The sequence below is a fragment of the Lysinibacillus macroides genome (assembly GCF_001281525.1).
GTDB lineage: Bacteria > Bacillota > Bacilli > Bacillales_A > Planococcaceae > Lysinibacillus > Lysinibacillus macroides.
In genome coordinates this window covers 62677-76742 of sequence record NZ_LGCI01000003.1, presented here as the reverse complement: position 1 = coordinate 76742, position 14066 = coordinate 62677, and the positions used below count along the sequence as shown (strand labels likewise).

Below are 14066 nucleotides of genomic sequence, written 5' to 3'. Positions count from 1 at the left end.
TACTCATCTTGATAAAACATAAGGTTGTCCCCCTTTCCCTTATGACATCGCAAGGACGAGTAGATGTATGCCTATATATCGCGAAAACCAAGAGGCACCGATGCTTCTTGGTTTTTTTATGGTGGTGTTGGATATTTACTTGATTGGGGAAAGAGGCGGCTTCGCTTGAGGGCGCTCAAAAAAGAAAAGGTTAGTGAGAGGTAATTAAACAGAAAAGACATCAATCAATGCCTGTAATCAAGGATTTTAGCTTTGAAATTATATTTTATTTGAATTTCTTATATTTATCTATGAAGGTTCGCTAGCTATTGGTCGATATAAAGAATATGAGAAAAATGATATTTGTACGTATCAGCCTACATAAATGAAAGGACGAGTGAGATGGATAAAACTAAAATCCAAAAAGTAAACAAAGCCATGATTGCTACGGTATTTGCTACAAGTGGGATTGCTGTTGTTGTGCCTCCACCGCAAAAAGCGGCAGCGGCTACATCACCCTTCAAGGATATTGACCAATACTCAGATCATTATAATGATATATTAAAATTATATTCGCAAGGTGTTATTGATGGTTTTTTGGATAATACATTCCGACCAGATGTAAGTGTAACGCGAGGGCAGGCTGCCAAGATGCTGGCAACTGCTTTAAAACTAGATACTAAAAATGTGCAAGATCCTTATTACAAAGATGTGCCTAAAAGTAGTGAATTTTATCGCTCTGTAGCGGCATTACAAAATGCAGGCATTATGTCTGGCTATTCAAATAGTACATTTATGCCAAACGAGCCTATTACTCGTGGCGAGCTAGCTAAAATTATTGTATTAGCTTTCCATTTAGAGGTATCTCCTACGTATAATCATATATTCAAGGATGTTGATAGCAAATCGAGCAATGCTATTTATATTCAAACATTAATTGATTTGAATATTACAGAGGGAACAACACCTGTTACATTTTCTCCATTTGAGCCTGTAACGCGGGGACAATTTGCATCGTTTGTTGTTGGTGCACAAGAGAAAAAGAGCAATGAAACATCCTTTAAGATTACAAAGGTCGATGAGGATGCTATTTATATTAACGGAGAAGCCTATAGAGTTTCAGATAGCCTTGCGCATATTTTCAATGAGGACAATGCAGAGGTTTTAAAAGGCGCACTGATTGAGGGTAACCTTTCAGGGAAAAGCCTCCTCTCTGTGTCAAAATTAACTTTAAATGCAAGTGGCACAAGTTCAAGCTTCCTTGAATTCGATGGGGATTATGGTTCTCTTGGCGCGTCCATCGTTGTGAATGGTAACTATATTGAGTTTTCAAATATTACACTAACAGGTACAGTGTTTGTTAATGAAACAGTGCGTCCATCCTTACGTCTAGGTACTACTTATAATCAGCCATTAACAATGGGACGCGTGGCAAGCTTAAATACTTCCTTTATCAATTGGTCTAATCCAGATAACGAGGAAGAAGCTTCATCTACTAATAATCCAACAAATGATTTGCAAAATTGGACTAAACCAGATGCTGAACAAGAGAAGCCTTTTGTGAACTGGACAAAAGAAAAGCAGGAAATGAAGAATGTTGAAAAGCATCTTATATTCTATAACAGTACAGTGTCACGCCTAGTCGTATCACAATCAGGGACAAAAATTGAAACAAATACAAAGCTACCACGTGTAGATATTAATGGTAGTGTACAAGAATTTGAAATTCAAGGTGATATTGGTACATTAAATATCAATACAGAAACAAAGCTTACCATTTATGGCGAAGGCAATATTGATTGGATTAATTACAAGGGTAACAAAGACCTTGAGCTATATATTGATGGGCGAGTGGGTACATTATATGTTGAAAATAAATACGGCAAGATTGATATTGGCGACTACACATATATCGATAAAGTAGTTATTCCTAAGGGCGAAACGCCAAATAATATCTTCGACGACTTCCTAGAGGATAAAGACAATGTAGGTAGTATTACAGACCCAGATGGTAAGCCGATTGATAAAGATGATATTGACAATCAGCAGCCTGATGATAAAACAAAGCCTACTGTCAGCATTACCGATCTACAGGTATTAAATGGCAGTGAGATTGAAGTGAAATTCAATTCAAATGAAGTGGGCACATACTACTATATTGTACGTGAAGCGGATGCAGATGCACCAACAAGACGTGAAATGATTGACCGTCTTTCCAATCAAAATATAGCGCATGGCACCGCTGCAGCAGTCAATGGTACAAATACCATTAGAGTTTCCAATCTAGGGGAGAAAAAGGAATATGTAATCTATATTCTAGTTGTGGATGGCGCGAAGAATGCCTCGGATATTGTGTCAGAATCGTTCCAGATGAAGGATGCATCACCGCCAGTTGTAAGATCACTACAAGTTACACCTTTACATGGGGGCACACGTGCAGAGTTTACATTTACAGCGAGTGAGCCTGGGGATTACTACTATTACGTACGTCCAAAAACAACAGCCCCAGATCCAACAACAGAGGATATTATCGCGAATCCAACAGGTAGCGATAAAGCAGTAGCTGGTAAACTAGGTGTTGAAGGAATGCTCACAGGTTTAGAGGCTGAAACGGTTTATCAGCTTTATGTTGTTATGCGAGATGCTTCGGGTAATTTATCAGTAGACCCTCCTGTGGCACGAGAATTTACAACATCGGAGTTGGATCTTGTTCATCCATATGTGGGATTAGGACAATTAGAACGGAAAAATAATAATCAGTTCGAGCTAACGGTGAGTGAGGCGTTAGATCCAGAAAGTGCCAACAATATTGATAATTATTTATTAACAGGTACTGTTATCGTTAATGTTACAGGAGAACGGGGCATTAAACCATCAGCAGTAAAATATGAAGCAGGCAGTAGAAAAGTATTGCTAACGATTCCATCTGATACAGGTTTTGTTAATGGTGATACATTGCGTGTAACTGTATTACCTGGTGTAAAAGATTTAGCAGATAATGCATTTGAAAATATAAATACCGTACAGCCGGGTGACCCAGTTCGTAACTATGCAGAATATAAGCATGCAGACACAGTAATGCCTGTTATAACGATTGAAAATGTTATCAATAGAGCTGATGAATCGGACGGATTTAGACGAGCGGAAGTTGAATTTAGTCCAAATAAGGCCGGGACATACTACTATATGATTTTACCGAATGTGGTGATAGATAATGGTGTAACAAAAACATTACAGCAATATTTAACAGATCATGAAATTACAGCGCGTGATTTTATTAATGAATTTAACAGTACAAATAGATCGAACAAGTTCCAAATAAATGGAAATAATATTTATGTGACAAGCGGTACAGGTACAGCCGATTTAGAAGCAACTACACAAAAATTCCCTGTATCTGTAGCACAGAATGCCTTAAATCCATTTAATAATTACTCCGTTTATATGGTATTAAGAGATCGTGGTGGTGAGCTTTCGCGAATTGCGGGTCCTAGAGAAGTATTTAATGATGTGAAAGCACCGCTTATCCGAGGCTTGGAAATTAAGCCAATGGCAAATAATGATACAAAAGCAACAATTAGCTTTGAAACGAATGAAACAGCAACGGTGCATTATTGGTTTGTTGAAAAGAAAATTCAAGATGAAGAGGGGAATTGGATTGACAATCCAGATGCGAACTTAAGTGTTCCAGCAAATGAGCAACGTTTAGAAGCTGAGTTAAAAGGTAGACCATCTGTTGAAAAAATAGGAAGTGGTCTTTCTGGAACAGTAGAGGCAAGAGGTGTAACATTAAAGCCTCATACAGATTATGTTGTTTATGTGGGAGCAGAGGACACATATGGTAACTTTACAATTTATCAGGCAAATAGTGACTATAATGACCATAATCGAACAGCAACAGGCTTAATGAAGCAAAATTTCTATTCGGATGGTACGCCACCAAGAATCGGTATGAAATCACCAATGGATAATAAGGATTATCCAGGATTAATTTATCGTAACAACAGCGATAATACACTGACTCTCACATTTAACGAGACGATTATGCGTGAGAATGCAGAAGGTAAATCGGAACTTATAAGTACAGGAGATACAGTAAATCTGGATTTAGCAGAGGTTCTTACAATTACAGATAGGCTTGGTGCGGATGTGACAGATCAATATGAACCTGTTAGCTATACGGTAGGAACAAATACAACGGAGGATAGTCAGCTAATTATTAGACCGAAAACACCAATAGATATAAATCGCACAATAACAGTAACAATGAAAGATGGTACTAGAGACTTTATGATTCTGCCAAATTATATAGGGCATAATTTCATAAATACAGGTCTTTATAAGTACCGAACTTTAGATGCAGGATTTGTGTTTATTAAGTTTGAACCTAATACAAATAACCAACAATTAAATATACTCTTTGATTTAACTTCCACAACCGAGCAAAACTATGAGCCTAATGAAACATTAAAGTATTACTTTGTGACAGAATCAAGATTAAAAGATGAAGCAGTAATTAGAGATCGAAAACCATTAGACGTACTTAACGGAATTAAAGACAAAACAATTGAAGCACTAGCGACAGGCACAGGGACAATGCAGATCGGCAATGCACGTGCGCAGGCAAAACCTAGACATTCAATTCAATTTGTTGAAAACGATTGGATAACGATAGTTATAGAAGATAAATATGGTAATTTAAATAAGATTTATGCAAGAGTAGGATACGATTCTACTACTTCAACTCCATAAATATCGAAAACCAAGTAGGCTCCTACAGGTCTACTTGGTTTTTATTTTTATTCCTTCCACTGACTGAGCGGATATACCCATATTTTAATTAGAAATATAAAAACCGAGGAATTCGACCAAGCATGCTAGGAAGAACACTCACATGGTCCTCCTCATCAAACTTCACATAAGTAGTATGAATGTTTTTGCCACTTAGCCGCTTCATTTGTTCAGCCGCTTGATCAGCTCCTTCGAGCATATCTGACAGCTCGTTAGCACCGATTGTAAGTAGAAGATGAATAGTATACTGACTGTTCCAAGCTTCAGCAAATCTGTCTATTTCTTTTAGTACGGCATTGTTAGCCCACCAAACAGAGGGACTTCCGACTACTACATGACTAAATAAATGGGGACTTGCACATAGAGCATACAATGTGAAAAGACCGCCTAAGGAATGACCAACAATTGCTTGTTTCTTTTTATTGATAGGCCATTCCTTTTCGACAGTGGGCATAAGCTCGTATTCAATAAAATCTAAGAACTCATTGGCTTTGCCGTTTGGAGGCCAAGGCGTTCCATCTGGGCGTGGTGGCAGATGTTCTTCACTAACAGGTAGTGTAAAATCGTGACAGCGTCGCTCCATATCAAAGGGTTCTTTTGAGGGATAGCCGATGCCAATAACAAGAATGGGATCATAGCCTTTTGGTTTACGTGTTTGTAATTTCACTGCCTCAGCAAGCGTTGGAAAAAGAGCGTCCCCATCTAAGACGTAGATAACAGTATAACCATCTGCTGGTGGCGCATCTGTTGGGGCTGCAATTAAAATGCGATAGGCTAGCTGTTGGTGAGACGACATGGCAAATTCAAAGTAGTTTTCGGATGTATATGGTTTCTTTGTCATTATTGTCATAGCGCTAGAAACTCCAATACATCCTCTATTACTTTACCTTGTGCATGAATACCACCATTTAGCCAGTAATCCTCGGATGTTTCAAATACTTGATTGTTTTTGAAGGCTGCCGTACTTTGCCATATTTGACTGTTCTTCAGCTCATTTAAAAATTCATCGCCAAGGTTACCATCATTAATTAAGAAAATATAATCTGCATCTAGTTCAGGTAGAATCTCTAATGATATTTCGAAGGCACCGTTTTTCACGTAGCTGCTTTGTTCGAATCCTAATTCATGTGTTAGGACATACCCGCTGAAATACTCATCCGTCATAAAAAACATACCTTTTGCATTAAAGCGAATTAACGCAACTTTTTTACCCTCTGTTATGGAGGAAAGCTTTGTTTTTGCGGCATCTACTTTTTCTTGATAACCCTGTAAAGCTTGCTCAGCTTTGTCTGTTTCATCAAATAGTTGTCCTAAAATTTTAATAGAGCTTTCTAAATCACTTGCAGCATTATTGAACACGTAGGTTGGTGCGATTTTTGCGTATTTTTCATATGTGCCATTTTCCATATAAAATGAATTGTGCAAAATAATTAAGTCTGGTTTATCTGCCATAATTGCTTCGGCTGATGGGGGACCACTTGCAAAGCTAATTTCAGGTACACCCTGTAGCTGATCTTGTAAATAGAGCTGTGGTTTAACACCGTTGGACCATTGCATAGTAGGCTTGATACCAAGAGCTAATAACGAATCCTCCATGACAGGTGCAAAAATTTTAGTAGGCTTAGCTGATAGTGTTACCTCATTACCGACCTCATCTTTTAGTGTTAACGGATAAACATTTTGCTCCTTTGTACTTTCGGAGGTTGCCTGCGTTTCTACCTGTTCCTCTTTATTGCTTGATTGGGTATTGCAGGCCGTTAATATGCCAATAGTTAGCAAAAACATCGCTAATAAATAGGCAGATTTTATAATTGTATGACATTGATTACGACAATTTTGTTTCATTGTTCATCAAAGTCTCCTTCCAGTGATAATCATTCTCAAATAGAATTATAAATCACCGTCAGATACGTTACCATGGACGGGGACAGGAAAAGGATTTGGATTTTTTCCGGTTAGCATAAGCAACATTTCATCTAGCATTCGGTTTATAGCAATAGCTGAGTATTCAAACCAAGGATTCGAAGGTAAAACATAGACATGTCCATTTTTTACGGCATGGAGCTCTTTCCATCGATCAAGGTATTGTAAAGTAAGCCAATAATTTCGAGTTGGCGAATCTGGACAAATGATAAATAGCAAACGGTCAGGGTTTAAATTGACTAGCCGATCAAGTGTAATAAGCTCGTTATATGTTTGTTGTTGCGCATTGACAGGACGCAGCTGCAAATCTGTAAACAGTACATCCTGAATCCCTTTATTACAATATAAAAATAATTGATCACCGCATAAACGAAGAACGGCAAACGTATCGTTTCCAGTAACTTGATTAATTTCTAACCTTGCCTGTAATACCTTTTGTTCATATGTTTGAATGAAATGCTCACCCACGCTTTGCTTTTTGACAGCTACAGCTATTTCTCTCAGTTGTGTTCGCCAATCCTTTGCTTGTATATAGACATTTTTGATGCCGATTGTTTGAAGCCAATCAAGCATGGAGAGGGAGGGTTCCTCTTGAAAAATATGAATGTCTGGCTTAGCAGAGGCTAATTTTTTGAAGTTGTCCTCTGATTCTGCATCAAATATATTAACATGCACTGGAATTTTCTCTTGGTAATGATTGTAATAATAAGGACTCCATTTAGCATTCAGCGGAGCTGCTACTGGTATGATACCAAGCGCTAATAAGTTTCCAGTAGCGGATACCGAAAAAGTAGAAATTCGCTGGCGAGCCATTTTACTATAAGCAGAAGGTGAAATCCCAACTTCCTTTTTAAATTTTCGACTAAAATAAAATTCGTCACTGTAACCAACTTTTCTAGCAATCTCACGAAGTAATAAATCGGTTTCACGCAGTAATTGCTTGGCATGTCCAATGCGTAGCGCCGTTAAATAATCTGTGGCACTTTGACCGAATGCCTTTTTAAAGGCCTCTCCAAAGTAGCTGGAACTCAGACCAGAAATGAGTGCTAGATGCTCAATTGTGAGAGGTTGATGATGGTTTTTAGCAATATAATCTCGAATATCCTTTAGTGATATTTGAGTTGTCGTATCTGTTCTACTTTCCGTTTTCATATATGAATGTCACCCCTTATTATAAGTATGAGAATTACCTGGCAGTAACCAATAGCTTTGGCAATGCACCGAGTAACTTCTCTCTTGTAAAGGCATCTCCGTAATTCCACTTTGTTGCATCCACTAAATAAGCATGGTTAGTTTGTACAGCAGGGAGTCCTTTCCAAATATCGCTATTAATCAATTCAATCGTAGCCATTTGCGATTCGGGTTTATCAGATAACAACATAAAGATGCGGTCACCAGCATACTGAGGTAAGTGATCTATTGGTATTTCTCTATACCCCTCGCCTGCTTGAAGTAGTTTTTTGACTTGTGGGTGAGGCTGAAATCCATCTGGATGGAAAAGGGCAGTGGATAGACCTGTACAGCCCATAATAAAAAGGCGTTTGCCATGATCAAAAGTCAAAACAGATGCCGATTCACCAGGCTCTACAACTGTTTGAAGCTGCTGCCACATCGTTTTTTCTTGGGTTTTAAAGTGTTCTAGCCAATCTTCTGCACGCTGTTGTTGGCTAAGCCACCGTCCTAATAAAAGAACCCGTTCCTCTAATGAATCCCAGGAATTTAGGGTAATCGTTGGTGCAATAGAAGATAGTGCTTGATATTGCTGCTCGTCATTATTTGTAAAGATAATTAAATCAGGGTTCAGCTTCGAAGATTTTTCAAGATTGATTGGAAAGGCAACATCTTGAATATAAGGAACATGGTTTTTATAGAAGGATTTACTAATAGAGTTTTTGTCACCACCTATTGGTTGCACATCAAAAATCAACATATCCCCAAACGTTTCTCCATGATAAATAACACGATGTGGTGAGCGAGGAATGGCTACCTCGTGTCCTGTCCAATCTTTTACAACAGTTTTTTGTTTAGATTGTCGTGCAAACTGTTTTGGCGGAATCCCAACCACTTGTCGGAAGCGGCGATTAAAGTAATATTCATCATCAAATCCAACCCGCTGTGCAATAGCCTTTAACGGTTCATTTGTTTGTAGCAATAATTCCTTGGCCTTTGTAAGACGTAAATCTGTAATATAATCTAGCGGTTTCTTTCCTGTTAAAGTTTGAAAGATTGTACTATATTGCCAGTGAGCGATATGGGCAAGTTCCGCTAGCTTTTTCACTGTTAAGGGCTGTTGATAATAGCTATGTATATAGTTGATGGTCTCCTCAACGGCCTTTGTCATCGTTAATTGGTAGTTCATATGAAGCTGATGTTCGAATAGTAAATTTAATAGTTCATACAAGGCCCCCTGTTGCTTAAGATAATCTAAGTTAGGTAGATCTTCTATGAGACGAATAAAGCGCGTATTTGGGTAAAGGGTATACTCTACTTCCTCAGAAAAAATGGGACCTAGATAGGGTGAAGGGGCCCCTTGTTTTAACTGGAAAGCTGTAAATGCTATTTTATAGAAACGGAATTCTTTACTGAGCTCCGATAAATCAATCATAGACTGAGGCTGTACGAGGAAAATTTTCCCCTTCGTCACCAAATAGGGACTATCATCAATCGTTAATGTCCCACAGCCATCTATAAAAAGTATCATCATATGATGAGAAGTCGAGATAAACGGATAGCTCTGTGAAATACAGTCAATATCCTCTAAATGAAATAGTAAATCATTGTGAATAGAAGCTGATTTTTTGTCTTCCATTTGTTCACTTCCTTACTAAATGAAAATGATTATCAATTAACTGTATTGTATAGAAAGTAAAGAGACATTTCAACAAAGATGAAATGTCTCTTGTTATCTATTTTTTTAGCATAGTAGGTATTTGTGTTAACAGCCATTCTCTAGTTGAGGCATCGCTATCACTTTTTTGAATATCGATCGTATATACATGCCCATTTTTCACAGCAGGTAGGTTCTTCCAAATGCTGCTTTCCATCATTTCCTCAGTCGATTGTTTTGCATCATCAACCACTGGTGTTAGGACAAAAATATGATCCCCTGCATAGTCAGGAAGAAGCTCTGTAGAAATTTCCGCAAATCCTGTTTCCTCATCAAGGATTTGTTGTATTTTGTCCCCAGGCTTCAAGATATTCGAGTCATAAAGAACCTGTGAAAGCCCTGTACGTGCCATTACAAACAGACGATCGCCAGGATAATAGGTTAAAACAGTAGCCGTTTCATTTTCTTTTATAACGCCTTCATCCACTAAGGACTTCCACATTGTATCTGCTTTTTCCTTATAATTATTTAGCCAATCCGCTGCTTCTTGTTTTTTATTGAATATCTCCCCAAGTTCAGCCAAGCGCTCTTCGATAGGGGCAAAGGTATCCAGCACAATAGTTGGTGCAATCTTTGAAAGCTGTTCATAGGTTTTTTCATCAGACGTGGCAATAATAATAAGGTCTGGCTTTAGCTCTAGTGTTTTCTCAACATTGATAGGAAAACCTACGTCCTCCACATCTTTCACACGGTTTTCCCACGCATAATTTGTAATCCAAGAAAAACCAGCACCAACTGTTTTGGCATCTAGGGCTAATACATCACCATAGCCTTCACCGTGATAAACCACTCTTTCCGGATTTACTGGAATTTCAACCTCATGATCTAAATAATCCTTATACATACGAGTTGTTGCTTCTGTCTTTGTTGTCTCTTCCTCATTCGTTTCATCATTGCTAGAGCTACAAGCAGCCAGTAGCATTCCTATTAATAGAAATAGGCTGCAAATAAGCATATGTCGATTTAATTTTTTCATGTCTTTTCCTCCATAAATGATAATCATTATCGATATAGGCTAGCATAAATGAGTCCATGGTCTAGGACAATGGACAAATTGAAGAGGGAACATTGAGGTTTGTCCAAAAATCTAGTTGCATTTTTAAAGATGAGAAACTTTTGAGTGTCTGTCATAACAGGTATGCTATTAATTGTTACAACTAGGGGGTTTTGGTCGTATAACTTATGGAATTACTTTACCATTTATTCAGGAGGAATTGGGCTTTACGACCTCGTAGTCTGGTTACTTAAGTTTTAGGCTATTTACTAACTGTTAGGCTTTCAGGTGTAGTCACGATGCGCATTGGTACAAAATATGTAAGGAGGCTGTATCATTTTAGGCTTAAGGGGTCTAGTATTCTTCACTAACTTTTGGTAGGCTGCTATCGCTCTATTTTTTGCAGGGCTGAAGTTTATACGACATTACTAGCTATAGCAATTAACTCATATTGCTATGAAGCGAGATATATAGATCCTATTAGAAACTACTTATAGTTACCTTTCTACTATAAAAATAGTAGTACAAACCATGGTCTTGGTTTGTACTATTAATCTAATATGTCTTTAATGCTAAATAGCTGTATTAGTAATTTTTATATCTGGTTTCATTTTCGTAAAATCATTATCATCTAAAATATGAATCTTAGCATTTAACCATTTTAATTTCTTTTTTAAATCATCTTGTAGAGCTATTTTGATTGCGATGTTTTCACGCTCTGTATAAAATGGAGGTGGAATTAATAATAAAATAACTTTTAAATTGATATTATGTTTTAAGATATTTTTATAAGAACTTATTTCGCTTTCTTGAGATGTACGAGTAGCTCCTAATATACATGAGATAGAATCCCGGACTTTCAGTGCAACTTCCAGTGAAAGGCTATCCTTGTTACCTGTTTGAAACCTATTTTTAGTATCTTTATTTTTAAGAGCTAGTTTGAAATTCTTCACTTCTATTAGTAAAAAGTTATTATTATCCTCTATTAAAAAATCAATACTTTTAGAAGAAGGAAGCTTCATAAAATGTTCTCTATAAAAGGTTGTATCATCTAGTTTAATAACTTTGATATCTTCAGGAAATTCAAAGTTCATATTACTTTCGATTAAATTAATCACGGAAAAACAACTCCTGCTGCTCGTTATAAAGCTTCAAAAACTCATCTTCTATTGGGTTATAATTTAAATCTGCTACTTGTGAACAACTTTCTATAAGAATATCGTCTGTGTCCTTAGCATCCGGATTTTTATACATAGAAATAAAGCGAATATCTAATTTACTTTTATCATTTTGATATTCGGCATACATGCCTAATCTTTTTAATAAAAAGTAACTATGAGTGGAAATAAATAATTGAACGCCCATTTTTGCTAATTCAATAAAAAGTTCTGTAATGATAGGAATCATTTTGGGGTTCATATTTGACTCTGGCTCATCCCAAAATAAAATAGAGTCTTTTTCAAGTGTGCCATTGGCAATTAAATAAAAAATAGTTGCAATTTTTCTGTATCCTTCTGCTAAAAGTCCCATTTCTAATTTTCCCTGTTTGGGCTTTACAAAATAAAAACGACCATTCTCTTGTACTATTTTTCCGTCTATTACATCTTCTAGAGTTTTTAATAGTTTTTTTTGTGTAGAATTACTTGGTCCTTTTTTCAATGGACGTAATAATTGTTTGTTTAAATCATAGTAGGTTTCTTCAAAAGCTATATGATATTCTTCGTAGAGCGCAGAAAAATTTTCAGTTGCTGAAATAATTTCCTTAACCGGAATAAATATAGCATTATTTATATGTTTGAAATTTTCATCATGTTCAGTGCTGACAGATTTGGAGCTACTAGTAGAAAAAGAAAATGCAAGTGTGCTATTATTAGTTAATTTAATTTTTACATTAGCTCTATGCCTTCCAGGCTTTCTTTTCACTAATCTGCCGAGTTGATCTGGTCTAAATACACCAATTAACTTTTGGGCTAAGTATTCTTCATGCTTTTTTGTATTATTTAATTCGTTATTAGTAGCACATACACTATATAAAGTTTTCATTAAATGAGTTTTTCCTACACCATTCATTCCACATAAAACATTAATGTTTTTTGAAAAGTTTACTTTGGTAGAATTAAAAATTGTGAAGTTTTCTAATTCTATTTTTTCAATGACACCGTTAGTCATAGTTAAGACCTCCATTAATTATCAGAAGTAGAAATTTAGAAAATGGAAAAAACTACTCTTATTAATCTTGTTCAAATTTTATCATTTTAAACTAATTAAGTGAAATATTCTTTAGAATCAGCCAAAATTTGTTTAACAATCGAGTACAATTGTTAAACAGTAATATGTGAAAATGACCAAACTTTTTTATAAAAATTGTATATTTAGTTTACCGTAAAATATGAGGTTGCTGGATGTTTTTGATTAAACTTTATTCCGAAGTAACAGTTTTTAAGGATAAATTCACGAGAATTTGTAAGATATAGAGCATAATAAAACCCTTCAGCTTTAGGACGCTGAAGGGATTTTTTTACTTTGCTATGCTATCTACAACATTTTGAATAATTTGACGGTTGGCAATAGCTCCTGAATATAACCAGCTTGAACTTTGATCAAATTCATAGACATGGTCATTTTTAATCGCAGGGATATTGGCTAAAAGGGGATCGCTTAACAAATCAGCGCTTCCCGCACTAACACTATTGATAACAAACAGATAATCGGCATCGATTTGTACAAATTTTTCTAAAGATACTTGTGACCAATCACTTGTTGCAGAGGCTGATACTTCCTTTACAAGGTTCGGTACTTGCAAACCAAGGTCATTGTATAGTACGACACCACTAGAAGCTGTGTCACTCACCATATAAATTGTATTTTTAATATTCCAGATGACCGCTGCTGATGGATGATCAATCTGACTTTCAATTTTTTCTTTAGCCTCTTTAGCAGCTTGCTCATATTCAGCTAGGACTTCGTTAGCTTTTTCTGTTTGTCCAAAAATTTCGCCTACTTTTAATAGCTTATTACGCCAATTACTATCCTCTGTTCCCATTACATAGGTTGGGGCAATTTTGCTATATTGCTCATATTTTTCACCCTCCGCAATATCAGGTGAGCCAATAATAATTAAATCTGGATCAAAGCTCGTCACAGCCTCAAAAGGAAGATCAAATTCAATCGTTGGAATATCCTTTAAAGAATCCTGAAGATAGCCTTGAACGGAGCCACCCTTGACAGACCATTGGGCAACAGGCATAATGCCTAATGCTATAAGATGATCCTCTAAATAAGGTGCTATTACACGCTGGGGCTTTTCAGGAATTGTGACCTCATGTCCTAATGAATCTGTTAATATACGATTTTGCTCTGTTTGACTGTCTTTATCTGATGTAGAAGATTGATTTCCACAGGCAGCTAATACAATGGAAAACATAAATATTACAGTCAAGATAAGATGCTTCTTAGTCAAAGTGATAAGCCTCCTAAATATATTGCTTTCTC

General features: G+C 36.5%; 9 protein-coding genes. 1 reads left to right on the top strand and 8 read right to left on the bottom strand.

The window, feature by feature from the left end:
• Window positions 1-381: 381 nt before the first annotated feature.
• Window positions 382-4731, top strand: coding sequence for an S-layer homology domain-containing protein (locus ADM90_RS02405; RefSeq protein ID WP_053993473.1), 4350 nt, complete (start codon window positions 382-384; stop codon window positions 4729-4731).
• An 88-nt stretch (window positions 4732-4819) separates the two neighbouring features.
• Here the strand turns inward: ADM90_RS02405 and ADM90_RS02400 are convergent, their stop codons facing one another.
• The 8 genes from ADM90_RS02400 to ADM90_RS02365 all read right to left on the bottom strand — a co-directional run bounded on the left by ADM90_RS02400 (window position 4820) and on the right by ADM90_RS02365 (window position 14034).
• On the bottom strand, window positions 4820-5620 hold the full coding sequence (locus ADM90_RS02400) for an alpha/beta hydrolase (protein WP_053993472.1): 801 nt from the start codon (window positions 5618-5620) through the stop codon (window positions 4820-4822).
• Complete coding sequence (locus tag ADM90_RS02395) at window positions 5617-6615, bottom strand: ABC transporter substrate-binding protein (protein ID WP_053993471.1); 999 nt, start codon at window positions 6613-6615, stop codon at window positions 5617-5619. The genes ADM90_RS02400 and ADM90_RS02395 overlap by 4 nt, the downstream gene beginning before the upstream one ends.
• A 45-nt stretch (window positions 6616-6660) precedes the next feature.
• Window positions 6661-7845, bottom strand: a complete 1185-nt coding sequence (locus ADM90_RS02390) for a helix-turn-helix domain-containing protein (protein ID WP_053993470.1) — start codon at window positions 7843-7845, stop codon at window positions 6661-6663.
• Between the two features lie 34 nt (window positions 7846-7879).
• A complete protein-coding gene (locus tag ADM90_RS02385) occupies window positions 7880-9502 on the bottom strand; it encodes an AraC family transcriptional regulator (protein WP_053993469.1) in 1623 nt (540 codons plus the stop codon).
• Window positions 9503-9599: 97 nt separating this feature from the next.
• Entirely contained in the window at window positions 9600-10556 is a 957-nt protein-coding gene (locus ADM90_RS02380) for an ABC transporter substrate-binding protein (RefSeq protein WP_235473274.1), read from the bottom strand.
• 590 nt (window positions 10557-11146) lie between these two features.
• A complete protein-coding gene (locus tag ADM90_RS02375; protein WP_053993467.1) occupies window positions 11147-11692 on the bottom strand; it encodes a DUF6661 family protein in 546 nt (181 codons plus the stop codon).
• A complete protein-coding gene (locus tag ADM90_RS02370; protein ID WP_053993466.1) occupies window positions 11685-12743 on the bottom strand; it encodes an AAA family ATPase in 1059 nt (352 codons plus the stop codon). The genes ADM90_RS02375 and ADM90_RS02370 overlap by 8 nt, the downstream gene beginning before the upstream one ends.
• A 349-nt stretch (window positions 12744-13092) precedes the next feature.
• The gene (locus tag ADM90_RS02365; RefSeq protein ID WP_235473272.1) at window positions 13093-14034 is read right to left on the bottom strand and encodes an ABC transporter substrate-binding protein; all 942 of its coding nucleotides are present in this window, start codon (window positions 14032-14034) and stop codon (window positions 13093-13095) included.
• Between the last annotated feature and the right edge of the window lie 32 nt (window positions 14035-14066).